The sequence below is a fragment of the Ruegeria sp. E8 genome (assembly GCF_056533985.1).
On the sequence record NZ_JBQFOY010000006.1, the window covers coordinates 211,456 to 236,054 of the forward strand.

22 protein-coding genes are annotated in these 24,599 nt (G+C 61.4%); 16 read left to right on the plus strand and 6 right to left on the minus strand.

Translation table 11 applies throughout. The features are described 5' to 3' along the window. Positions 1–135: 135 nt before the first annotated feature. The 16 genes from ftsW to ACR0LF_RS11015 all read left to right on the plus strand — a co-directional run bounded on the left by ftsW (position 136) and on the right by ACR0LF_RS11015 (position 16,917). Positions 136–1,299 (plus strand): putative lipid II flippase FtsW, encoded by a 1,164-nt coding sequence (ftsW, locus tag ACR0LF_RS10940; protein WP_480578578.1) that lies wholly within the window; start codon positions 136–138, stop codon positions 1,297–1,299. Further along, positions 1,299–2,396 carry a UDP-N-acetylglucosamine--N-acetylmuramyl-(pentapeptide) pyrophosphoryl-undecaprenol N-acetylglucosamine transferase gene (locus tag ACR0LF_RS10945; RefSeq protein WP_480578580.1) on the plus strand — a complete coding sequence of 366 codons (1,098 nt, stop codon included), beginning with the start codon at positions 1,299–1,301 and terminating at the stop codon, positions 2,394–2,396. The genes ftsW and ACR0LF_RS10945 overlap by 1 nt, the downstream gene beginning before the upstream one ends. Then, positions 2,393–3,802 (plus strand): UDP-N-acetylmuramate--L-alanine ligase, encoded by a 1,410-nt coding sequence (gene murC, locus ACR0LF_RS10950; protein ID WP_480578582.1) that lies wholly within the window; start codon positions 2,393–2,395, stop codon positions 3,800–3,802. The genes ACR0LF_RS10945 and murC overlap by 4 nt, the downstream gene beginning before the upstream one ends. Before the next feature lie 76 nt (positions 3,803–3,878). Next, entirely contained in the window at positions 3,879–4,127 is a 249-nt protein-coding gene (locus tag ACR0LF_RS10955; RefSeq protein WP_480578584.1) for a DUF2484 family protein, read from the plus strand. Beyond that, positions 4,124–4,390 (plus strand): DUF2484 family protein, encoded by a 267-nt coding sequence (locus ACR0LF_RS10960; protein WP_480578586.1) that lies wholly within the window; start codon positions 4,124–4,126, stop codon positions 4,388–4,390. The genes ACR0LF_RS10955 and ACR0LF_RS10960 overlap by 4 nt, the downstream gene beginning before the upstream one ends. Before the next feature lie 24 nt (positions 4,391–4,414). Further along, complete coding sequence (locus tag ACR0LF_RS10965) at positions 4,415–4,708, plus strand: hypothetical protein (RefSeq protein ID WP_480578588.1); 294 nt, start codon at positions 4,415–4,417, stop codon at positions 4,706–4,708. Next, positions 4,705–5,631 carry a UDP-N-acetylmuramate dehydrogenase gene (gene murB / locus ACR0LF_RS10970; RefSeq protein ID WP_480578590.1) on the plus strand — a complete coding sequence of 309 codons (927 nt, stop codon included), beginning with the start codon at positions 4,705–4,707 and terminating at the stop codon, positions 5,629–5,631. The genes ACR0LF_RS10965 and murB overlap by 4 nt, the downstream gene beginning before the upstream one ends. Before the next feature lie 108 nt (positions 5,632–5,739). After that, entirely contained in the window at positions 5,740–6,657 is a 918-nt protein-coding gene (locus ACR0LF_RS10975; RefSeq protein ID WP_480578592.1) for a D-alanine--D-alanine ligase, read from the plus strand. Further along, the gene (locus ACR0LF_RS10980) at positions 6,645–7,652 is read left to right on the plus strand and encodes a cell division protein FtsQ/DivIB (RefSeq protein ID WP_480578594.1); all 1,008 of its coding nucleotides are present in this window, start codon (positions 6,645–6,647) and stop codon (positions 7,650–7,652) included. Before ACR0LF_RS10975 ends, ACR0LF_RS10980 begins: the two co-directional genes overlap by 13 nt. Before the next feature lie 8 nt (positions 7,653–7,660). After that, positions 7,661–8,995: a cell division protein FtsA gene (gene ftsA / locus ACR0LF_RS10985; RefSeq protein WP_480578596.1), complete on the plus strand. Its 1,335-nt coding sequence runs from the start codon at positions 7,661–7,663 to the stop codon at positions 8,993–8,995. After that, positions 8,982–9,401 (plus strand): hypothetical protein, encoded by a 420-nt coding sequence (locus tag ACR0LF_RS10990; RefSeq protein ID WP_480578598.1) that lies wholly within the window; start codon positions 8,982–8,984, stop codon positions 9,399–9,401. Before ftsA ends, ACR0LF_RS10990 begins: the two co-directional genes overlap by 14 nt. A gap of 348 nt (positions 9,402–9,749) precedes the next feature. Continuing rightward, positions 9,750–11,354: a cell division protein FtsZ gene (gene ftsZ, locus ACR0LF_RS10995; RefSeq protein ID WP_480578600.1), complete on the plus strand. Its 1,605-nt coding sequence runs from the start codon at positions 9,750–9,752 to the stop codon at positions 11,352–11,354. Positions 11,355–11,567: 213 nt separating this feature from the next. Then, a complete protein-coding gene (gene lpxC / locus ACR0LF_RS11000) occupies positions 11,568–12,488 on the plus strand; it encodes a UDP-3-O-acyl-N-acetylglucosamine deacetylase (protein ID WP_480578602.1) in 921 nt (306 codons plus the stop codon). Positions 12,489–12,614: 126 nt separating this feature from the next. Next, positions 12,615–13,457 carry an outer membrane protein assembly factor BamD gene (locus ACR0LF_RS11005; protein WP_480578604.1) on the plus strand — a complete coding sequence of 281 codons (843 nt, stop codon included), beginning with the start codon at positions 12,615–12,617 and terminating at the stop codon, positions 13,455–13,457. 36 nt (positions 13,458–13,493) lie between these two features. Beyond that, positions 13,494–15,143: a DNA repair protein RecN gene (recN, locus tag ACR0LF_RS11010; RefSeq protein WP_480578606.1), complete on the plus strand. Its 1,650-nt coding sequence runs from the start codon at positions 13,494–13,496 to the stop codon at positions 15,141–15,143. An 88-nt stretch (positions 15,144–15,231) separates the two neighbouring features. Then, entirely contained in the window at positions 15,232–16,917 is a 1,686-nt protein-coding gene (locus ACR0LF_RS11015; protein WP_480578608.1) for a chloride channel protein, read from the plus strand. A 3-nt stretch (positions 16,918–16,920) separates the two neighbouring features. Here the strand turns inward: ACR0LF_RS11015 and ACR0LF_RS11020 are convergent, their stop codons facing one another. The 6 genes from ACR0LF_RS11020 to ACR0LF_RS11045 form a co-directional block, all read right to left on the minus strand. After that, entirely contained in the window at positions 16,921–18,288 is a 1,368-nt protein-coding gene (locus ACR0LF_RS11020) for a DUF3179 domain-containing protein (RefSeq protein WP_480578609.1), read from the minus strand. 197 nt (positions 18,289–18,485) lie between these two features. Then, positions 18,486–18,827, minus strand: a complete 342-nt coding sequence (locus tag ACR0LF_RS11025) for a DUF427 domain-containing protein (protein ID WP_480578611.1) — start codon at positions 18,825–18,827, stop codon at positions 18,486–18,488. A gap of 63 nt (positions 18,828–18,890) precedes the next feature. After that, positions 18,891–20,681 (minus strand): aminopeptidase P family protein, encoded by a 1,791-nt coding sequence (locus tag ACR0LF_RS11030; protein WP_480578613.1) that lies wholly within the window; start codon positions 20,679–20,681, stop codon positions 18,891–18,893. Positions 20,682–20,818: 137 nt separating this feature from the next. Further along, the gene (cobT, locus tag ACR0LF_RS11035; protein ID WP_480578616.1) at positions 20,819–22,696 is read right to left on the minus strand and encodes a cobaltochelatase subunit CobT; all 1,878 of its coding nucleotides are present in this window, start codon (positions 22,694–22,696) and stop codon (positions 20,819–20,821) included. 121 nt (positions 22,697–22,817) lie between these two features. Then, the gene (cobS, locus tag ACR0LF_RS11040) at positions 22,818–23,804 is read right to left on the minus strand and encodes a cobaltochelatase subunit CobS (protein ID WP_480578618.1); all 987 of its coding nucleotides are present in this window, start codon (positions 23,802–23,804) and stop codon (positions 22,818–22,820) included. A 190-nt stretch (positions 23,805–23,994) separates the two neighbouring features. Continuing rightward, positions 23,995–24,543, minus strand: a complete 549-nt coding sequence (locus ACR0LF_RS11045; protein ID WP_480578620.1) for an NYN domain-containing protein — start codon at positions 24,541–24,543, stop codon at positions 23,995–23,997. Positions 24,544–24,599 lie beyond the last annotated feature (56 nt).

The window sequence follows — 24,599 nt, forward strand, 5'->3', positions numbered from 1 at the left end:
AGGATGCGCGCGCACATCGCAGGTTGATTTCTGCGTATTCCCTTCATTCCGCTAGCCCAAACACAAAAATCCCTGTAGACTCTCAAACAGATCCCGAAAACGGGACGTTAACGAGGCAGAGAGTGGCGGTATCTCATGACTGAGATGGTGTATGGCGCGGTCCAGGACCAGCGCGGAGAACCGATTCTACCGAAATGGTGGCGTACAATTGATCGCTGGACCATGTCCTGCGTTCTGATCCTTTTTACCATCGGGTTGTTACTGGGGCTGGCCTCGTCGCCGCCACTGGCCGGTCGAAACGGGTTCGATCCCTTCCACTATGTCGAACGTCAGGCCATCTTCGGCGGATTGGCGCTGATCGCGATGCTGCTCACCTCGATGATGTCTCCGACCCTGGTGCGGCGTCTGGCGGTGCTGGGTTTTCTCGGGGCCTTTGTGGCGCTGGTCTTCCTGCCGGTCTTCGGGACCGATTTTGGCAAGGGGGCGGTGCGTTGGTACTCGCTGGGCTTTGCTTCGCTGCAACCGTCCGAGTTTCTGAAACCCGGCTTCATCGTCGTGGCCGCTTGGCTTTTGGCCGCCTCGCAGGAAATCAACGGCCCGCCGGGGCGGTTGTGGTCCTTTGCTCTGTGCATAGCAATCGTGGGGATGCTGGTGATGCAGCCCGATTTCGGTCAGGCCTGCCTGATCCTGTTCGGCTGGGGCGTAATGTATTTCGTCGCCGGGGCACCGATGCTGCTGCTGGTCGGCATGGCCGGCGCTGTCGTGCTGGGCGGCATGTTCGCCTATTCAAATTCCGAACACTTCGCCCGCCGCATCGATGGCTTCCTGAATCAAGAGGTCGATCCGACCACCCAGCTTGGCTATGCCACCAACGCCATCCGTGAAGGTGGTCTCTTTGGTGTTGGTGTGGGCGAGGGGCAGGTGAAATGGTCGCTGCCTGACGCGCATACCGATTTCATCATTGCCGTCGCTGCCGAGGAATACGGCCTGATCCTGGTGCTGATCATCATCGCGCTGTATTCGATCATTGTCGTGCGCTCGCTGCTGCGCCTGATGCGCGAGCGTGACATGTTCATCCGTCTCGCCGGAACCGGGCTGGCCTGCATGTTCGGTGTTCAGGCCATGATCAACATGGGTGTGGCCGTCCGCCTGTTACCCGCCAAGGGCATGACGTTGCCCTTCGTCAGCTATGGTGGGTCCTCGCTGATCGCGGGGGGCATTGCGGTCGGCATGCTTTTGGCGTTTACCCGCACCCGCCCACAAGGCGAACTTGGTGATATTCTGCGCGGAAGAGGATAATGGGGAACCCTTACCTGTTGATTGCGGCTGGCGGTACCGGGGGCCACATGTTCCCCGCTCAGGCGCTGGCCGAAGCGATGCTGCACAAAGGCTGGCGCGTGCGTCTGTCCACCGATCCGCGCGGTGCGCGCTATACCGGTGGCTTTCCGCACTCGACCGAGATTGTCGAGGCCTCTTCGGCCACCTTCGCGCGCGGCGGGCTGGCGGCCAAGGCGCTGGTCGGTCCCAAGATTGCGGGCGGCGTTGCAAGCATGGCCTTCCAGATGATGCGGGATAAGCCCGATGTTGTCGTGGGCTTCGGCGGCTATCCCTCAATCCCGGCGCTGGGCGCGGCGACAATGCTGAAAATCCCGCGCATGATCCACGAACAGAACGGTGTGCTGGGTCGGGTGAACCAGTTGTTTGCCACCCGCGTTGCGCAGGTGGCCTGCGGTGTCTGGCCCACTGATCTGCCCGAGGGCGCGCATGGCATCCATACCGGCAACCCGGTTCGGGCCGCTGTTCTTGAGCGCGCAGCAGCCCCCTATATCCCGCCGGGCGACTACCCGATGTCGGTTCTGGTGATGGGCGGGAGTCAGGGTGCGCGCATCCTCAGTGATGTTGTGCCTGGCGCGATTGCGGCCCTGCCGGAACATCTGCGCGGTTTCATTCGCGTCTCGCATCAGGCGCGCGACGAAGATGGCGAACGAGTGACCGCCTTTTACGCCGAACATGGCATCCGCGCCGAGGTTCAGCCCTTTTTCGACGACGTGCCCCGCCGCATGTCCGACGCGCAACTGGTCATATCGCGGTCGGGCGCGTCCTCGGTCGCGGATATATCCGTGATCGGAAGACCTTCGGTTCTGATCCCCTTCGCCGCCGCCGCAGGTGACCACCAAACGGCCAATGCGCGCGGGCTGGTGCAGGCGGGCGGCGCGATCATGATCCCCGAAAACGCCCTTGACGTTTCGTCGCTGACCGAGCAGATGACCACGGTTCTCACCAACCCCGCAGCCGCACAGAAAATGGCCCATGCCGCCTTGTCGGTTGGGGCGCCCGATGCCACCGAGCGTCTGACAGCCCTTGTCGAACAACTGGCGCAGAAGGAGACCACATGAATCCAGCAACCAAACTGCCGCAGGACGTAGGACCGATTCACTTCGTTGGAATCGGCGGGATCGGGATGTCAGGCATCGCCGAGGTGCTTTTGAATCTGGGTTACCGGGTGCAGGGCTCGGACCTCAAGGCATCCAAGATCACCGACCGGCTGGCAAGTCTGGGGGCCGAGATCTTCGTCGGCCAGCGCGCTGAAAACCTTGAAAACGCAGCCGTTGTGGTCGTTTCGACCGCTATCAAACCGGGCAACCCCGAACTGGATGAGGCCCGCGCCCAGGGCCTGCCCGTTGTTCGCCGGGCTGACATGCTGGCCGAGCTGATGCGCCTGCGCTCGAACATCGCCATCGCTGGAACCCACGGCAAGACCACGACCACCACCATGATGGCCGAGCTGATGGTGGCAGGCGATTTCGACCCGACCGTGATCAATGGCGGCATTATCCATGCCTATGGCTCGAACGCACGGATGGGGCAGGGCGAATGGATGGTGGTCGAGGCGGATGAGAGCGATGGTTCGTTCAACCGTCTGCCCGCAACCATCGCCATCGTCACCAATATCGATCCCGAGCATATGGAGCATTGGGGCGATTTCGACCAGTTGCGTGACGGGTTTTACGAGTTTGTCTCGAACCTGCCATTCTACGGGCTGGCCGTCTGCTGCACCGATCATGCCGAGGTACAGGCGCTGGTCGGGCGCATCACCGACCGCCGCGTGCGCACCTATGGCTTCAATGCGCAGGCCGATGTGCGGGCCGAGAACCTGACCTACAAAGGCGGCGTCGCGCATTTCGACATTCACCTGCAATACGAAGACAAGGTGATCGAAGGTTGCACCCTGCCGATGCCGGGCGACCACAACGTCTCGAACGCATTGTCCGCTGTGGCTGTTGCCCGCCATCTGGGTATGAAGGCTTCGGAAATTCGCGAGGCACTGGCCAATTTCGGCGGTGTGAACCGTCGCTTTACGAAGGTCGGAGAAGTCGACGGCGTCACCATCATCGACGACTATGGCCACCACCCGGTTGAAATTGCGGCAGTTCTAAAAGCCGCGCGCCAAGCGACCGAAGGCCGTGTGATCGCCGTCCACCAGCCGCACCGCTATTCCCGCCTGTCCAACCTGTTTGACGATTTCTGCACCTGCTTCAATGACGCCGACGTCGTGGCCATCGCCGAGGTCTTCGCCGCCGGAGAGGACCCGATCGAAGGCGCATCGCGCGACGATCTGGTGCAGGGCCTGATCCGTCACGGCCACCGCCACGCCCGCGCGATCCTGAACGAAGAAGACCTGGAACGCCTCGTGCGGGAACAGGCCCGCCCGGGCGACATGGTCGTCTGCCTCGGCGCCGGTACGATCAGCGCCTGGGCCAATGGACTGCCCGAGAGATTGCAACGAAAACAAGCTGTTTGACTTCCCTTCGGTTTGGTGCACAACCTGAAAGTGTGGTAACCTGCCCGCGCCTGTCGCATGTCCTCGGAGGGGACAGATGGACTATTCGATGATCCTTGCCGCCCTCTGGGTAATTTGCGCCACGATTGTGGCGTTCTTGCCGATGCGGCTGCAATTCCCGCCGGGTTTCGCCCTGCTGATCTGTGCGCCTGTTCTGATCGTCTGGCTGGGCTATGACCATGGCTGGTTCTGGTCGGTTCTTGCATTCGGCGGGTTTGCCTCGATGTTCCGCAACCCCATTCGGTACTATTGGCGGAAATGGGTGCGGCGGGAGGTCATGGAATGAACTGGTCCATCGCTCTTGCCGGTCTTTGGGGGGTATCCGCGAATCTGCTGGCAATGATCCCAAGCAAAGACAACCACTGGACTCGCGCCTATTTCCTGATCGCAGTGGGCATTCCGATTCTGGGATACGTTACCTACCAGAACGGCCCGTGGATCGGCTTGCTGGTGCTGGCCATGGGCATGTCCATGCTGCGCTGGCCTGTAATTTATCTGACCCGTTGGACAAAGATGAAATTGCAGGGCATGAAGGCGGCTGACGAATAACCGGCCAAGTTCAGGAGGTCCGCCATGGCGTCGGTCACCACATTTGCCTATCTGCCAGTTCTTTCCTTCCTTCTCGGTGCCGCCGCCGGTTTCACGGCAGGCCGCTGGCTGGGTCTGCGCGGCCTGTTATGGCTGATCGGGCTGGCCTCGGCCGTTGGGCTGGCGCTGATTGTTGTACTGGCCGGCGTCGGAACGGGTGCCGAAGAAAAGGCGTTCGGCCCGCTGGTCTGGCTGACGGCCGGAGTTCTTCCCTTCCTCTTTGCGGCGATCATGGGTGGTGTCGGCGGACGCAGCCTGGCGGCGCGAGCGGCCGCATGACGCCGTTTCCCTCCCCCCGAGGCCGACTGTCCGAGGCGCGCGCCCTTTCCGACCTCACATGGCTCCGCGTTGGTGGCCCAGCGGACTACTTGTTCCAACCTGCCGATATTGAAGACCTGCAAGCATTCCTGCGGCAATTGCCCGCCGACGCACCCGTTTTTCCGATGGGCGTCGGTTCGAACCTTATCGTGCGCGACGGCGGCCTGCGGGCGGTGGTGATCCGGCTGGGGCGCGGGTTCAATACCATCTCGGTCGAGGGCAACACTGTCACCGCAGGAGCCGCTGCGCTGGATGCGCATGTGGCGCGCAAGGCAGCGGATGCTGGTGTGGACCTCACCTTTCTGCGCACTATTCCCGGCTCGATCGGTGGGGCGGTGCGGATGAATGCGGGCTGCTATGGCAGCTATACGGCAGACGTTCTGCGTAAGGCCACCATCGTCACACGGCAAGGGGACCTTGTGGAGCTGATGCCCGAAGATCTGAACTTCCGCTATCGCCAGACCGACCTGCCCGAAGGCGCAGTGCTGGTGTCGGCCACGTTCGAAGGCCCTTCGGGCAATCCAGAAGACCTCCATGCCCGGATGGCGGCGCAATTGAAAAAGCGCGACGAAACCCAGCCGACCAAAGACCGCAGCGCCGGATCGACATTTCGCAACCCGGCGGGGTTTTCCTCGACCGGGCAAGCGGATGACGTGCATGACCTCAAGGCGTGGAAAGTGATCGACGACGCCGGGATGCGTGGCGCCACCAAAGGCGGCGCGCAAATGAGCCCCAAGCACTCGAATTTCCTGATCAATACCGGCACTGCCACCGCCGCCGACCTCGAAGGTCTGGGCGAAGAGGTGCGAAAAAAGGTTTACGAAACAAGCGGCATCACGCTAGAGTGGGAAATCATGCGGGTCGGCGATCCGCTGACAGAATAAAGCCCCAACCGTCAGACCATAACAGGCAAATTCAGGCGACGGATCAAAGGCATAAACGCAGTACGGACCACTACATAAGGTCCGGGGACATTGAGGCGCACGTTGGGAATGTTGAGCAGGACAAACCCCAAAGTGGCGGTATTGATGGGTGGACCCTCGGCGGAACGCGAGGTGTCTCTCAGCTCTGGGCGCGAATGCGCAGCCGCCCTTGTGGGAGAAGGCTTTGAAGTGGTCGAACTGGACGCAGGTCCCGACCTCTACGCACGCCTTATGGACATCAAGCCGGATGTGGTTTTCAACGCCCTGCATGGCCGCTGGGGCGAAGACGGCTGTGTTCAGGGCCTGCTGGAGTGGATGCGTATCCCTTACACCCATTCCGGTGTGCTGGCCTCGGCGTTGGCGATGGACAAACAGCGCAGCAAGGAAGTGTATCAGGCCGAAGGGCTGCCCGTGGTTCCCAGCGTCATCGTCCCCAAGGTCGAAGTCGTCGAAGTTCACGTGATGGAGCCGCCCTACGTGGCCAAGCCCAACAACGAAGGCTCCAGCGTCGGTATTTATATTGTGCATGAAAACGCCAATGGTCCGCCGCAGCTGGACGAGGCGATGCCCGATCTGGTGATGGTCGAGAAATACGTGGCGGGCCGCGAGCTCACCGTGACCGTGATGGGCGACCGCGCCCTGACTGTGACCGAGATCATGACCGACGGCGGCTGGTACGATTACGACGCTAAGTACAAGCCCGGCGGCTCGTGGCATGTTCTGCCCGCCGATATCCCGCAGGATATCTTCGACCGCTGCATGGACTATGCCGTGCGGGCGCACAACGTGCTGGGGTGCAAGGGTGTGTCCCGCACCGATTATCGCTGGGATGACAGCTTGGGTGCCGATGGGTTGTTCCTGCTGGAAACCAACACTCAGCCCGGCATGACGCCAACCTCTCTGGTCCCGGAACAGGCCGCTCATCTGGGTATGACATTCGGCCAGCTCTGCGCCTGGATGGTGGAGGACGCTTCATGCGACCGCTAACCGCCAGCCGTTCACTGGAAATCCACCGCAGCAAACCTCTTGCGGGGCCGGATGCCGATTTCGCCTCGGCCGACACGGACTCGCACGAGGTCGAACCGCTTTTGCGCTTGCGCGGCGCGCGGGTGTTTTCCCGCACCGCAAGACGCAGTGACCCTGCGCCGTCTCGTCTCAGCTATCGGCTGCAACGCTGGATGCTGACGCCGGGCATTCGCCTTGGCGTCAAAGTCGGCCTGCCGATCTGCGCCATCGCTGCGGCGGTTGGCATTTTCTTCGCCTCGCAGGACCGTCGCGACGCGCTCGAAGCATACATTGCCGACGTGCGCACTTCGATTCAGGAGCGCCCCGAATTCATGGTCAACCTCATGGCCATCGACGGGGCAGGCGCCAGCCTGTCCGAAGATATACGCGAAGTTGTCCCACTGGATTTCCCGATCAGTTCCTGGGATCTGGATGTCGAGCAGATGCGCGACACGATCACCGGTCTGGACCCGGTGAAATCCGCGACCGTGCGCGTCCGCCCGGGCGGCATTCTTCAGGTAAATGTGGTCGAGCGTCAGCCGGTGATCGTCTGGCGAACGCATGATGGGCTCGAACTGCTTGATGAGACCGGCGCGCATGTCAAGGAAACCGCCTCTCGCAAGGACCATGCCGACCTGCCGCTGATCGCGGGCACGGGTGCGGATGCGCATGTGGGCGAAGCCTTGGAAATCCTCCAAACCTCACGCAGCCTGGGCAACCGCGTGCGCGGGCTGGTGCGCGTGGGCGAACGGCGCTGGGATCTGGTTCTGGACCGTGGCCAGCGCATCATGCTGCCCACCGACCGCCCGGTGCGCGCGCTGGAACGCGTGCTTGCGGTGAACGAGGTGCAGGACCTTCTGGAACGCGACGTGGCCGTGGTCGACATGCGCCTCGGGCAGCGTCCAACCATCCGAATGACCAAAGCCGCCAGCGAAGACTGGTGGAACACAAAAGTGACAGTGAGTAACGGGCAGTAACGACCATGATGACCGATCTTTATCAGTCCCAACGCGCCATGCGGCAGATGCGGCGGCAGGCATTGCAACGCGGTGTGATCGCAATTCTGGATGTCGGCAGTTCCAAGATCGCCTGCCTTGTCCTGCGCTTTGACGGGACCGGTCGGTTGAGTGAAGACAATACCATCGGCTCGATGGCCGGGCAGACGGGGTTCCGCGTCATCGGTGCCGCCACCACCCGGTCGCGTGGCGTCCAATTTGGCGAAGTCACCGCCATGCAGGAAACCGAACGCGCCATCCGAACCGCGCTGCAAGCGGCACAGAAGATGGCCGATATCCGCGTCGATCACGTCATCGCCTGTTTCTCGGGTGCGAACCCGCGCTCTTACGGATTGGACGCACAAGTGGATCTGGACGGCCAACTGGTGAGCGAGGCCGAAGTGGGCCGCGTACTGAACGCCTGCGACGTGCCGGACTATGGCGACGGGCGCGAAGTGCTGCACGCGCAGCCGGTGAATTTCGCGCTCGACAACCGCTCGGGCCTGATCGATCCGCGTGGGCAAATGGGGCAAAGCCTGGCTGTCGACATGCACATGCTGACCGTCGATGCCATGGCAATCCAGAACATCGTGCGCTGCATCAAACGCTGTGATCTGGAACTCGCCGGGATTGCGAATTCGGCCTATGTCTCGGGCATCTCGGCTTTGGTCGAGGATGAACAAGAGCTGGGCGCGGCCTGTATCGACATGGGCGGCGGCACCACCAGCGTGTCGATCTTCATGAAGAAACACATGATCTATGCCGATTGCGTCCGCATGGGCGGGGATCATGTGACTGCTGACATCTCGATGGGTCTGGGCGTGCCTGCGGCTGTGGCTGAACGGATCAAGACCTTCAATGGCGGCGTTCACGCAACCGGGGCCGACGACCGTGACATGATCGATATCGGCGGCGACACCGGCGACTGGGAACATGACCGCCGCACTGTCAGCCGGGCCGAACTGATCGGCATCATGCGCCCCCGCGTCGAGGAGATCCTCGAAGAGGTACGCGTGCGGCTGGACGCCGCCGGGTTTGAACATATGCCAAGCCAGCAGATTGTTCTGACCGGCGGTGGCAGTCAGATCATGGGGCTGGATGGCCTCGCCACCCGTATTCTGGGTCAGCGCGTGCGCCTGGGCCGCCCGCTGCGCGTGCATGGCCTGCCGCAATCGGCCACCGGGCCGGGGTTCTCATCCGCCGTGGGGCTCAGCCTGTTTGCAGCCCATCCGCAAGACGAATGGTGGGATTTCGAAATCCCGGTCGACACCTACGCCGCGCGCCCGTTCAAACGCGCCGTCCGGTGGTTCCGTGACAATTGGTAGAACCCTGTGCCGGGCCGCCCTCTGCGCGGCCCTGCTGCCCGGCTGGGTATCCGCCCAAACCATGATCACGCCCGAGGCGTTTCTGGATGCAGCCGTTGGCAAAACCCTCACATTCTACGAGATTCGCAGCGGCGATCTTGTCGGGACCGAGCAGTTTCTGAACCGCCGCGTCTCGGTCTGGCGTGAAGTAGGGCAGGGCTGTGTCTATGGGCAGATCACCACGCCCAATGGTCAGATTTGCTTTCTCTATGATAACGATCCGGATGGAATTCCCGTCTGCTGGTGGCCCTTCCTGCACGAAGGCCGCCTGATGGTGAGGCTGGCTTCGCTTGCCGACGGGGAAATCCAAGAGGTGCGCAGTATCACGGAAAGCAGTCTGAACTGTCCAAGTGCCCCGCTCAGCTAAAGAAACCGGTTGCAGCGCGTCGATTTATCCCTAAAGATATCCACAAGGCCCGGCAGAGGCCTCGCGGCAGGACCTGAGCAGTTTTCCGCAGTGTAAATGATGGATGGCCAAGGCGTGATGAACGGATGAGTCTTCGCGCTCATGCCGGTTGTCTTGTGATGGTCGCCGATGTTTCCGCTATATCTGGCAGTGCCTGCGAAATGCCGCCGGTTCATGCCTTATTTCCTCCATATTTTGTGGTGAATCGCGATTTTTGACGTGACCTTTTCGCATCAGGCCGCTAGAATCGAACAAGGATAGGTAAGAAAAACACCGCTTTGGCGGAACATAAATACAGGCGGACAGAGCATGACATTGAACCTTTCGATGCCCGGGCAAGACGAACTGAAGCCTCGGATTACAGTATTCGGCGTTGGCGGTGCAGGCGGAAACGCTGTCAACAACATGATTGAAAAACAACTGGACGGCGTTGATTTCGTGGTCGCCAACACCGACGCGCAGGCGCTGCAACAAAGCCAGTCCTCGGCGCGCGTGCAACTGGGCGTGAAGGTTACCGAAGGTCTGGGGGCAGGGGCCCGCCCGACTGTAGGCGCAGCCGCCGCCGAAGAAAGCATTGAACAGATCGTCGATCACCTGGCAGGCGCGCATATGTGCTTCATCACCGCCGGCATGGGCGGCGGTACAGGCACCGGCGCTGCTCCGATCATCGCGCAGGCCGCTCGTGAACTGGGCGTTCTGACCGTTGGCGTTGTCACCAAGCCCTTCCAGTTCGAAGGGGCCAAGCGGATGCGTCAGGCCGAGGATGGCGTCGAAGCGCTGCAACAGGTTGTCGACACGCTGATCATCATCCCGAACCAGAACCTGTTCCGTCTGGCCAACGAAAAGACCACCTTTACCGAAGCGTTCTCGATGGCCGATGACGTGCTCTATCAGGGCGTCAAAGGTGTGACCGACCTGATGGTGCGCCCGGGCCTGATCAACCTCGACTTCGCCGACGTTCGCGCCGTAATGGACGAGATGGGCAAGGCGATGATGGGCACCGGCGAAGCAACCGGCGAAGATCGCGCCATCCAGGCGGCGGAAAAAGCCATCGCCAACCCGCTGCTGGACGAAATCAGCCTCAAGGGTGCCAAGGGCGTTCTGATCAACATCACCGGTTCGCACGACCTGACCCTGTTCGAACTGGATGAAGCCGCCAACCGCATCCGCGAGGAAGTAGACCCCGAGGCCAACATCATCGTCGGCTCGACGCTGGACACGGTCATGGAAGGTGGCATGCGCGTATCGGTTGTTGCAACTGGTATCGACGCCACAGAAAAAACCACCGAGGTTCCGGTCGCGCGTCGCTCGATGTCCGAACCGCTGACCCGCACCGTTTCGGCGGAAGACCATGTTCAGGAAGAAGCGCCGGTCGCTGCCGAAATGGCAGAGCCTGCCCCGCAGCCGGAAGAAAACCGCGAACCATCGCTGTTCGAAGCCGCTGAGCCCACGCAACCGCAGTTCCAGCCGCGTGACGAGCGTGAGGAGGACGGCCTGCCGCCGCCAGCCTACCAGCCGCGCGTCGCTGAATTCGAACCGCAGCCCGAGCATGTTGAACCTGCACCGGAAGCCTTCGTGGCGCCGCGCGGACACGCTGCCGCAGGCACTCCGTCGCCCGAGGCGCTCCAGCGTTTGCAGGCGGCGGTGCAGAAGGTTCCATCGGCTCCGCAGCGCCATGCTGCACCGCGTCAGCCCGAGGCGGTTTCGCAGCCCGAGCCGGAAGAACGCTCGCGTTTTGGCTTCAATCGCCTGATTGATCGTATGACCGGTCACGCCCCGGATACACCGGCACAACCGGCGCGTCAGCAGCCCGTTTTGCGCCAGTCTGAGGCCACGGCACCGATTCAGGATGAGGCCGATCCGGACCAGGATCGCATCGAAATCCCGGCCTTCCTGCGCCGCCAAGCCAACTGATCGCGGTAACAAAATCCGCTTAAAGGGCTGCCATTTGGCGGCCCTTAATTGTTTCTTAACAGTGGCTTACAAGTAGGTAAGCAGGGATTTGCCGATCTGTTACATACATGTTTCAATCGGTTACAAAGAGTGAGTTGAGCCTTGACGCAGGCTTCCTTAACTGAGTGTCCAACACAGCCCGAGAAGGCTGGACACTGCTCACCGAGGCCTATTTTGCAACATACGCTCAAATCTCCGGTTACGTTTACAGGCGTCGGGCTGCACAGCGGCAAGCCGGCGACCATGATTCTGAAACCGGCGGCAGCTGGCCACGGAATCTGGTTCAAGCGGACGGATATTCACCTGGGCGATGCGATGATCCCGGCGATCTATCACGTGGTCGAGCGGACACCGCTCTGCACCCGGCTGGTAAACGACGCCGGAGTCTCGGTTTCCACCATCGAACATATCATGGCCGCTCTGGCCGGGTGCGGCGTGCATAACGCGCTGATCGAAATCGACGGTCCCGAAGTTCCGATCATGGACGGGTCATCGATTGATTTCGTGCGCGGCATCATGGCCAAGGGCGTGCGCCGTCAGGCCAGCCCGGTTCTGGCCTATGAGGTCCTGAAAACCGTTACTGCATCACGCGAAGGCGCTGACGCCAGCATTGCTCCTGCGGACGGGCTGATCATCGACTTCCATATCGATTTCGAAGACAGCGCCATCGGCAGCCAGACGAAAACGCTGGACATGCGCAACGGCTCGTTTGCGCGCGAACTCAGCGATTGCCGTACCTTCTGCCGTCGCATGGATGTCGAAGCGATGCGTGAGAACGGGCTGGCTTTGGGTGGTACGCTTGAAAACGCCGTGGTCGTTCAGGGCAGCGAGGTTCTGACACCGGGCGGGTTCCGCCGCGTGGATGAGGCCGTGCGCCACAAGATGCTGGACGCGCTGGGTGATCTCTATCTGGCGGGCGGGCCGATTCTGGGCCACTTCACCGGCAACAAGTCGGGCCATTCTCTGACCAACACGTTGCTGCGCAACCTGTTCGAGACGCCGGGTGCGGTGCGTCCGGTTCTGTGCACGCCGGAACAGGCCGCGCGCCTGCCGGGGCAGGGGCTGGTCGTGAACGAGATTCCCGAAGTCGCCTGACCCGATCAACTCTGACGACATTTGCGACAGAAGTCGCATAAGGCGTTTTGCCCCGGAATTTTCTGTGCTAGACCATGGCTCAATTCGGGGCGAACCCCATTAAGCAAGACGACAAGGATGGGCGGTATGGTTGGCAGCAAAGCGGCAGTCAGGTTCGCAGGTGCGATCCTTATGGCAGCAGTTTTGACAGCATGTGGCAACAAAGGCGCTGACCGCGATCAGAATTTGGAAGGGTTCACGCCCGAGCAGATTTATACGCGTGGTGAATACGAGCTGTCGCAGAATCGCTCGGACGATGCGGCGTGGTACTTCTCGGAAGTCGAACGCCTGTATCCGTATTCCGACTGGGCCAAACGCGCGCTGATCATGCAGGCGTTTTCCTTCCATTCGGATAAGAACTATGAAGAAAGCCGTGCCGCCGCGCAGCGCTATATCGACTTCTACCCTACGGATGAAGACGCAGCCTATGCGCAGTATCTGCTGGCGCTCAGCTATTATGACCAGATCGACGAGGTTGGGCGCGATCAGGGCCTGACCTTTCAGGCGTTGCAATCGCTGCGCACCGTGATCGAGGTTTACCCTGACAGCGAATACGCCACCTCGGCGGTTTTGAAATTCGATCTGGCCTTCGACCATCTGGCAGGCAAGGAAATGGAGATCGGGCGCTTTTACCTGCGTCAGGATCACTACGTCGCGGCGATCAACCGCTTCCGCGTTGTGGTCGAGGATTTCCAGACCACCTCGCACACTGCCGAAGCGCTTTACCGTCTGGTCGAGGCTTACCTGTCCCTCGGCTTGCTGGATGAAGCGCAATCCGCAGGTGCCATCCTTGGCTACAACTACCAATCCACGGAATGGTATGACGATGCCTACAAGCTGCTGACCTCGCGCGGTCTCGATCTCAAGGGCCGTGGCAACAACTGGCTTAATACGATCTATCGTCAAACCATCAAAGGTGAATGGTTGTAATCGCCATGGCCTCTGGTCCGGGACGCTAAAGACCTGATGCTGCGCGCCCTTGATATCCGCGACATGCTGATCATTGACCGGCTGGAACTGAGCTTTCAGCCGGGCCTGAACGCATTGACCGGCGAAACCGGTGCGGGCAAATCGATCCTTCTGGATTCGCTGGGCTTCGTTTTGGGCTGGCGCGGACGGGCCGAACTGGTTCGGCAAGGGGCTGCACAGGGCGAGGTTGTTGCCGAATTCGAACTCTCTGCCGATCACCCCGCACACGCGATTCTGGCCGAGGCTGGCCTGCCGGGGGGCGAGGAACTGATCCTGCGCCGGGTCAACACCGCCGAAGGGCGCAAGACCGCCTGGGTCAACGACCGCCGTTGCTCGGGCGAGGTGCTGCGGGCGCTGTCCGAGACCCTGATCGAATTGCACGGTCAGCATGATGATCGCGGGCTGTTGAACCCGCGCGGTCACCGGGCGATGCTGGACGACTTCGCCGGGGTCTCGGACCACCTGGCCAAGGTGCGCACGGCCTGGTCTGACATGTCCCGCACCCGCAAGGCTCTGGCCGAGACCGAGGCCGCACTGGCCGCTGTCCGCAGCGAGGAAGAGTTTCTGCGCCATGCGGTTGCCGAACTGGATCAGCTTGATCCGCAGCCGGGCGAAGACGCCGAACTGGATGCCCGCCGCCGCATGATGCAAGGGGCCGAGCGTATCCGCGACGATGTCGCCCGCGCCTTTGCCCTCCTGTCCGGCGACGGGGCTGAAGGGGCGATGTCCGATGCCATCCGCTGGCTGGAAGGCGTGTCTGACAACGCGGGCGGCCAGTTGGAAGAACCGATTGCCGCGCTCGGACGTGCGATGATCGAACTGGGTGAGGCGCAGGACGGCGTCAACGCCTGCCTTCAGGCGCTGGATTTCAACCCGGCGGAACTGGAACAGGCCGAGGAACGCCTGTTTGCCATCCGCGCGCAAGCCCGCAAGCATGACGTGGCTCCGGATGATCTGGGCACGTTTGCCGACACATTGCGCGACCGGTTGAACCAGCTGGAAGCAGGCGATGCCGATTTGGCGGACAGACGCGCAGCCGTGGACGCGGCACAGCGAGCCTATGATGCCGCCGCCGCCGACCTCAGCGCCGCGCGCAGGGCCGCCGCCGGGCAGCTTGATGCAGCCGTCATGGCGGAACTGGCCCCGCTCAAGATGGAACGCGCTGTGTTTCAGACCGAAATCACCCCGGCTGAAGCTGGCCCCGAGGGAACCGATGCAGTGGCTTTCACGGTGGCCACCAATCCCGGTGCTCCGGCAGGGCCACTGAACAAGATTGCCTCGGGCGGTGAGCTCAGCCGTTTTCTGCTGGCCCTCAAGGTCTGCCTGTCGGGCGATGACAGCGCCCGTACGATGATCTTTGATGAGATTGACCGAGGCGTCGGCGGTGCCACTGCCGATGCGGTCGGGCGCAGGCTGGCGTCGCTGGCGCAGGGCGGGCAGGTGCTGGTTGTCACCCACTCTCCGCAAGTCGCTGCGCGGGCAGCGCATCACTGGCGGGTGCAGAAACAGGTCTCGAACGGTCAAACCCTGTCCACCGTCATTCCTCTGGCCGAACCGGACCGGGTGGACGAGATCGCTCGCATGGTGGCGGGCGACACCATCACCGACGAAGCCCGCGCTGCGGCCCGGGCCCTGCTGCAAGCCTGACACGATTGGTCCTCACACTGTCGCTATCTCACTTTTATATGGGCGCTCCGTGGCTTACTAAGGGCTAAGTGATGATCCCCGAGGGCCAATGACCCAATCGACCCGCACCGTTCTGCGCAACCAGTTCAATCAGGCTCTGGCCGCGATCAAGGATGCGTGGCGGGTGATGCTGCGCCGGGGGCCAAGCCAGATCCAGTTCTGGTTCATCGCCCTGGCCATCGGTATCGCGGCGGGGTTCATGGCGCTTGGTTTCCGCAAGGCCATCCGGGCGTTGCAAGCTTATCTCTACGACACCGATGACATCCTGCTGTTGCACAGCCATGCCGAGAAGCTGCCGTGGTTCATGGTTCTGATCATCCCCATCATAGGCGGGTTGATCGTGGGCGTGATCCTGAACCGGTTCACCAATGACGGACGCGTCAGGTCGGTGGCCGATGTGATCGAAGGCTCTGCCGTCACCGATGGACGGGTCGAGGTCAAAGCGGGCATCGCCTCATTTTTTGCCTCGCTGATCACGCTCAGTTCGGGCGGGTCAACGGGGCGCGAAGGGCCTGTGGTACATATGGCCGGGGTGATTTCCACATGGGTCAGCAATCGCATCCACGCCGATGGGATCACCGGTCGCGACCTGCTGGGCTGCGCGGTTGCCGCCGCCGTATCCGCCAGCTTCAACGCCCCCATCGCCGGGGCCCTGTTCGCGCTCGAGGTCGTGCTGCGCCATTTCGCCGTGCACGCCTTTGCCCCGATCGTCATCGCCTCGGTCGCCGGAACGGTGATCAACCGGCTGGAATATGGCGACGTCACCGAATTTACTCTGGAAACGCCGGGCTCGCTGCAATTCTACGTCGAACTTCCGGCCTTTCTGATCCTCGGCCTGATCTGCGGTTTTGTCGCCCTGCTGCTGATGCGGTCGATCTTCTTTGCCGAGGATATCGGCAGCCATATCCAGAACCGCCTGTCCATCCCGGGCTGGCTGCGCCCGGCGGTCTCAGGCGCGATGCTGGGGCTGATGGCGATCTGGTTCCCACACATCATCGGCGTGGGGTATGAGACCACGATCCGCGCTCTGACCGGCGATCTGGTGCTGACCACGGCGATCCTGTTCGCGGTAACCAAAACGGTGGCCGTCGCCATCACCATGGGCGGGCGCATGGGCGGCGGTGTCTTCTCTCCGTCGCTGATGGTGGGCGCGTTGACAGGGCTGGCCTTTGGCCTGATCGCCACCGGGCTGTTGCCAGACGTGTCGGGCACCCATACGCTCTATGCCTTTGCCGGAATGGGTGCCGTGGCTGCGGCGGTACTGGGAGCCCCCATCTCGACCACCCTGATTGTCTTTGAGCTGACCGGCGACTGGCAGATCGGCCTTGCGGTTATGGTCACCGTTTCGATGTCCACAGCGCTGGCGTCACGCCTTGTCGACCGGTCTTTCTTCCTGACCCAGCTGGAGCGGCGGGATGTTCATCTGGCCGCCGGGCCACAGGCCTATCTGCTGGCCATGCTGCGCGCCGGGGCCGTGATGCGCCCCATCGGCGACCCCCGCTCAATCACCAAGGAAGAGGCGCTGAGGCTGGTCGAACAAGGCCTTTGCATTCAGGCCAGCGCTACGCTCGAAGCGGCAATGCCCTATTTCGATCGCGATGACATCCCCTGCATTCCAGTTGTCATTCTGGAAGAAGACGGGTCCGAGATGCCGGTTGGCGCGCTCTATCACGTGGATGCACTCAAGGCGTATAACAGGGCACTTGCGGCAACAGCCGCCGAGGAACACTCCTGATCGTCACCCGCCATACACGCTGGCCGCATCACCCAGATAATTGTCCCAGGCAAACCAGTACGAGATATGCCCGGCCACCCGCGACAGGCGCGTGCCATCCGGCCCGATCAGCGCGTCCTCGGTGACCGTCCAGCTGTTTCCTGCGCCATCCTGTAACCCGCTCTGGGTCGCTTTGAACTGATGTGAGTTGCGCTCATAAGCGCGCACGCTGCGTTCTTTGGGATCGCCGATCAGAACCAGCGGCGTCTGACCAATCGCGTCGTTGATCACCGGCTTGCCCTTGAACGCATCCAACGGCCAGGCGCGGGCAGCGCCGAACTGGCGCACGGCAAATATGTAGTCCTTCTGCCGATGCCTCGACTGATCCACCACGGCCGGGAACATCAACTCGCTCGAGGCAAAGTAATCCCGGTAAACAACGCCCGACCCGTAATTCCGCCGATGACCCGTATTCAGCGACAGAACGCGGGTCCTGGGATGCGAGGTTTTCCAGCTGTCCCATGTCGTGATCACCACCGGGCGCTGTTTCAACGTGATCCCACTGTTCACCAAAGGCCCCACGACGGGCTTTCCGGTATACTGGTTCCACAGCGAATGCGTCTCGCGGTCAAACATCAGTTTGTTCGACCGATAGAGGAACCCGGACGAGCCGAAGACCAACGGTTTCCTGCGTCCCGCCACCTGCGTTTCAAACAGGATACCCGACCCGCAGAGCGTGCAATAAGCCAGCGCCACGGGCACGCCGCCGATCACCTCGTTGAACATCTCGTGCCACCCCATGATCCGCAACGGGTAAGCACGCTCATCCCCATTGATGGCCACGCCAAACACCAGATCGTCGCCTTTCAGATACCCGGCGCTGGACGGCGCGATCAGGGTCGGGTTGTCCAGTGACGGAATGCCATCCTTGTGCACGCCGCCCCAGGCGATCTCTTCCAGGCGAATCTTCATCCTGTCGCGTTGCAGGTATTCGGGCCGCAGGAACAGGTCGAAATTCGGATCGATCCCCAGCAGAACCTCGCGCTTGAACGGGATCAGCGAGGGGTGCGGGACAATCTGCGGGTTCCGTTCCTGCCACAGCATCCATTCGAACCAGTCATTGCCATGACGTTGCCCGGTCAGGGCCTCCATCACCTCGACAATCTCATCCCGCCGCCGGTCGGCATAGCGCATCGCGGTCAGCAATCCGGCCACAACGTCCGGTTGGCCGCGATCCCTAAGGTAAGCCATCTGCGCCTCAAACGCGGTCCGACGCCCGTTCAGCGTGCTGCGCAACGCCTCCAGAACCGGATCCTGCTGCGCCCAAAGCGCACCGGGTGCAAGCGCACCAGCCCCGATCATCCCTGCAAAACCGCGACGTGAAATCGACATGGAAGCCTCCGGTGTTACCCGGGTGCAAGTGTGCCTCAACTGCCGCTCACTTGCATGCCACAGCTGCGTGAACTGGTTCAGACCAGCGCGTCAAAGCCAGTCTTCGTTTGTTCGCAAAGGTGTTCATTTTCGATGGCTAAAAATGCAAAACGGGCCAAATGGCCCGCCAGATCATTCGCGTGACTGTCAGGAAGACCTTAGATCTGTTCGACTTTCACCGACTCCACCGGATAAAACGCCAGATGACCCTTGATTTCGGCCACAGCCGCGATCGGGTCCTCATAGCTCCAGACCGCATTTTCGGTCACGGATGACCTGTTGACGATGGAAAAATGGGTCGCGTCGCCTTTGCCGGGGCAGTGGGTCACCTTGTCGGTCTGGTCCAGAAACGCCATCGCAATATCGCCGCGCGGGAAATAGATCACCGGATCCTTGTCGCCTTCATGCAGTTCCAACGCGTTGCTTGTTTCGCCCAGAATCGCACCGCCCGAGCGGACACTCCATTTGCCCGGCGCTTTTTGGATCGTGATCTCAGTCATTCCTTTTCCTTCCGTCGTCGTATTTGGGCCACTCCTCTGCCCGTTCTATGTAACAGGCCGATGTCAGATTGGCGCAGTTGCGGCATCCAACCACAGTTGCGCGTCATGTCCCAGCCTTGGGCGGATTTTTTCCGCAACGTCGCGATGGTAGGCGTTCAGCCAGCCGCGTTCGTCAGGCGTCAACATATCGACCATGATCAGCCTGCGGTCAATCGGCACAAATGTCAGAGTGCGCCAGTGCAGCATCGCACGCTCGGCATCTCCGCCGGGCAGGGCAGGGGCTTCTTCGACCACCACAAGGTTTTCGATACGAATGCCAAAGGCCCCCTCGCGGTAATATCCCGGCTCGTTCGACAGGATCATCCCCGGCTTCAGGGGGACATGGCTGACCTTGGACAGGCGCTGCGGCCCCTCATGCACACTCAGATAGGCTCCGACCCCGTGGCCGACACCATGGTTGAAGTCCTGTCCGGCTGACCACAGCGGCACGCGTGCCACGCATTCGATATCGCGCCCGGCAAGCCCGGCGGGCCAGCGCAGCATCGACATGGCAATCATGCCTTTTAACACACGGGTGAAACAGATTTTTTCTTCATCACCGACATCGCCGATGGCGACAGTCCGGGTGATGTCGGTGGTGCCGTCCAGATATTGCCCGCCACTGTCCAGCACCAAAATATGACCACCTTCCAACCGGCTGTCAGTCTCTTCGGTCACGCGGTAATGCATGATTGCGCCGTTCGGGCCGGTCCCGGCGATGGTGTCGAACGAGATATCCTGAAGCGCATTGTCCTTTCGCCGGTTGTCTTCCAGCCGGCCGACCACTTGCGTCTCGCTCACAGCGCCGAGCGGCTGCGCATCCAGCCAGCACAGTGTTTCTATCACCGCCACCGCGTCACGCAAATGCGCTGCGGCACTGCCTGCAATCTCGGCCGGGTTCTTGCACGCTTTGGGCAGGGCGCATGGATCGCCGCCTTCGGTCATGGCATCGCCCAACGCATCCGCCACGATCTGCGGCACCGTACCCGAGTCCGTCTGCACCGGACCTTCCAGTGCCGCAACCGCGTCCAGAAAGGCGCGCGGCTCACGCACCGTCACATTCGGCCCCAAATGATCCCGGATCTCTGCCAGTTTTTCATCGGCCATGAACAGATCGACCCGGCCATCTGCGTGCAACACCGCAAAACCATGGGCAACGGGATTATAGGCAATGTCCGATCCGCGAAGATTCAACAGCCACATGATCGAATCCGGCAGGGTGATCACCGCCGCCTGGCACCCATCCCGCCGCAAATCCTCGGCCAGACGAGCGATCTTGCTGTCTGACGACTCGCCCGCAAATTCAATCGGATGTGCCTTGACCGGATTCATCGGCGGGGCTGGCTGATCCGCCCAGATCCGGTCCACAAGATTGTCACACCGTACCAATTCGATGCCGGTGCCTTCCAGATCCTCAGCCGCGCTGGAAATCTGTCCTGCCGCGTGCAGCCAGGGATCAAACCCGACATTACCGCCACCCGGCAGTTGCTCTTTTAACCAGGCGCTCAGGCTGACTTCGGGCCAGGGCACCGGCGTAAACTCCTCTGCAACCTGTGCCTTGACTTGCGTGCGATACCGTCCGTCAATGAACACACCGGCCAGATCGCGCAATGCGACGCAAAACCCGGCCGAACCGGTAAAGCCCGTCAACCAGGCCAACCGCTCATCACGCGGCGCGACGTATTCCCCCTGATGCGCGTCTGCGCGCGGGATCAGAAACCCGTCCAACCCCTCCTGCGCCAACTCCTCCCGCAATGCGGCCAATCGCGGTGGCCCCTGTTCCGGGCGAGCAGTGACTTCGAAGGATTGGAACATGAAGGGCCTCATTCTCTGCATTTCCAGCAGACCCTGAGGCGCAATTGAACAAATGTCCAGATCAGGCTACCCCGATCTGTCCACACCAAATGCGCTTCATCTTTTCCAAAATACTCCCGCCGGAGGCAAGGCCAGCCTCAGCTGGCCTTTCTCATCCCCATCACACGCGCCCGCGCGCGCGGATCACTGTCGAACAGAGCCGCCAGTTGCTCGGTCATCGCGCCCGCCAACTGTTCTACATCGGTGATGGTCACAGCGCGGTCATAGTACCGGGTCACGTCATGACCAATCCCGATGGCCAACAGCTCGACCATCTTGCGCTTCTCGACCATGGCGATCACGTCGCGCAAGTGCTTTTCCAGATAATTGGCCGGGTTCACACTCAGCGTGGAATCATCGACCGGAGCGCCATCCGAAATCACCATCAGGATCTTGCGTTGCTCGCGCCGCGCCAGCATCCGGCGATGGGCCCATTCCAGCGCCTCACCGTCGATGTTTTCCTTCAGCAGACCCTCTTTCATCATCAGGCCCAGATTGGGCCGGGCGCGACGCCACGGCGCATCGGCCCCTTTGTAAATGATGTGGCGCAGATCGTTCAGACGCCCGGGCTGCTGCGGACGACCATCGTTCAGCCACGCCTCGCGCGCCTGACCGCCTTTCCACGCCCGCGTGGTAAAGCCCAGAATCTCGACCTTCACATTGCAGCGTTCCAACGTGCGCGCCAGAACATCCGCACAGATGGCGGCGATGGAGATGGGACGCCCGCGCATCGATCCCGAGTTGTCCAGCAGCAGCGTCACAACGGTATCGCGGAACTCGGTGTCTTTCTCGACCTTGAAGCTGAGCGGCGTGGTCGGATTCGCCACAACTCTGGCCAGTCGTCCTGCGTCCAGAATCCCTTCTTCGCGGTCGAACTCCCAGGATCGGTTCTGCTGAGCCTGCAACCGGCGCTGCAGCTTGTTCGCCAACCGGGAAACAGCCCCTTTCAAAGGCTCCAACTGCTGATCCAGATAGGCCCGCAGCCGTTCCAGCTCGGCCGGTTCCGCCAAATCCTCGGCGGCGATCTCTTCGTCATGCGTGTCCAGATAGACCTTGTAATCCGGATCGGCCTCGGATGCAGGCGGCGGGGCAGGCGGCTCCAGCGGCGCCTCGCCCTCGGGCATCTCCGCCTCATCGCCCAACTCATCCTCGGCCATCTCATCCATCGAGACCTGCGCCTGAGATTGATCCTGCTGCTCTTCCTGAGTTTGCTCAGGGGTCGCATCCGCGTCCTGCTCGTCCTGATCATCCTGACCGGTGCTGTCGGGATCGGGCTGTTCCTCTGCGTCGTCCTCGGCCTGATCTTCCTGCTCGTCGTCCAGCTCATCGGGGTCATCCCCCAACTGATCGCCATAGCCCAGATCCTTGATCACCTGCCGTGCGAATTTGGCGAATTCAGCCTGATCCGAGAGGATCTCGTCCAGATTCTCCAGTGTCCCGCCAGCCTGCTCTTCGATGAACCCGCGCCATAGGTTCATGATGTTCTCAGCGGCAGGGGGCAGATCGCGCCCGGTGGCCAGATGTCGGATAAGATACCCCGCCGCCACCGACAAAGGTGCATCGGCAGGCTGCTTGCACTGGTCATAGCCGCGCCGGATCGCTTCGTGCCCGATCTTGACGTCGATATTGGACGCGGTGCCAGGCATATCACGTGCGCCCATCGCCTCGCACCGCGCGGTTTCCATCGCTTCATAGAGATCGCGCGCCATATCCCCAGGCGGCGCATAACGCGCATGGGTTGCATCGTCATGATATTTGCGCTGCAACGCCAAAGCATCTGCAGTACCCCGCGCCAACAACACTTCCTCTCGCGTCATCCGGCGTGAAACCTGCGGCAACCGCATCGACTCGCCGGACATGCCAGAAGGGTCGACCGTGTAGGTTACCGACAACTCAGGGTCATCGGCCATAACCTTTGTGGCCTCAGCCAAGGCCTTTTTGAACGGATCGGCGGGGTTGTCGTTCTTCTGTGCCATGTCCTTAAGCCCTCATCAAAATGACCTGCCCGGCGCGGAAAACTGTAACGGATCCGACTTCATCTGGCCAAAAATATCCCCGCCGGAGGCATTGCGCCCGGAACGGGCGCAATTCGGGTGCTTATCCCAGGGTCGCACTCGCAGCGCTTTCCGGCAATTCCTCGTCGAAGCAGCGCTGATAGAATTCGGCCACGGTCTGACGCTCCAGCTCGTCGCATTTGTTCAGGAACGACAGGCGGAAGGCATAGCCCACGTTGCGGAAAATCTCGGCGTTTTGCGCCCAGTTGATCACGGTCCGCGGGCTCATGACGGTGGACAGATCGCCGTTCATGAAGGCGGTCCGGGTCAGGTCCGCCACAGTGACCATCTGGCTGACGGTTTTGCGACCCTCGGCAGTGTTGTAATGCGGCGCCTTGGACAGCACGATCATCGTTTCGGCATCGTGGCTCAGGTAGTTCAGGGTCGAGACCAACGACCAGCGGTCCATCTGCGCCTGGTTGATCTGCTGCGTGCCGTGATAAAGGCCAGTGGTGTCGCCCAAGCCGACGGTGTTTGCAGTGGCGAACAGACGGAAATTCGGGTTCGGCGTAATGATCTCGTTCTGGTCCAGCAGGGTCAGTTTGCCGTCATGCTCCAACACACGCTGGATCACGAACATTACGTCCGCTCGGCCCGCATCATATTCGTCGAACACGATGGCCACGGGGTTGCGCAACGCCCAGGGCAGGATGCCTTCGTGGAACTCGGTGACCTGCTTGCCGTCGCGCAGCTTGATGGCGTCCTTACCGATCAGGTCGATCCGGCTGATGTGGCTGTCCAGGTTCACACGCACGGCGGGCCAGTTCAAACGGGCGGCGACCTGTTCGATATGGGTCGATTTGCCGGTGCCGTGATAGCCCTGGATCATCACACGGCGGTTATGGGAAAAGCCCGCCAGAATCGCCAGCGTGGTTTCCGGGTCGAACTTGTAGGTCGGGTCAATGGCAGGCACACGGTCTGTCGCTTCGGCAAAGCCCTTGACCGCCATGTCACTGTCAATGCCGAATACGTCGCGGACCGAGATGTCTTCGGTTGGTTTTGCGTTTACGTCAATCGATCCGTCAGCCATTCGCCTTGTCCTTATCCTTAGGCCCGTTCCCCGGGTATGAACCCGTGTGTGGTGCAACATATTGCGGGCAAGGGCAAGGGAAAGCAGTGTGCGCCAAAAGGTGAGCAGGTTTTTCTTTCAAACTGGCCCTATCGACACACCGGACAGGCGTATCAAACAATGTTCGTCAAACGGGCAGACCGATCCTGCCTCAGAGTGAGAACCAGAGCTCGCCCTTTTGAAAGCCACCTTTCACGATGCGATCCGTGTTCAGGACATCCGGAAACTCGTCCGCCCAATCCCGAAACCGGTCATTCGTGATAATGCGCGCCTTGCTGTCGCGTGACGCCTGCAGAATCAACGGGTCCGCTGGCGTGCCCTTGGGGGCGACCATGACCTGCTTTTTCCGCAGGCCCAAAACGCGGCTCAGCGCCCGGTCGTTCATATACTGACCCTCGACTTTATAACCGACATTAGCGTCAAAGATGACGCCCGGTCTGAACCCGGCCCGTTTCAGGGCCGCAAGGACAAGCCGTAATGTACCCAGATCCGGCTCACCTTCTTGCCAGTGGATCACGTTCGACCCGTCCACGATGATCCATGTGTCGGCGATGCGCCACCTGCGCCAGGCGCGCAGACCCCAGATCAGGCTGACGACCATACACAGCAGGCTCAACACCCGCACGCCATCATATTCGGCAGGCAGAAACGGAGCCGCAAAGACCCCGCCCAGCGAGACAAGGAACAAGAGAACGGGCATGCGCACTGCGGCTTCTCCGTGGAAATCACCGTTTCAAACCCTGCCACTATCGCGGG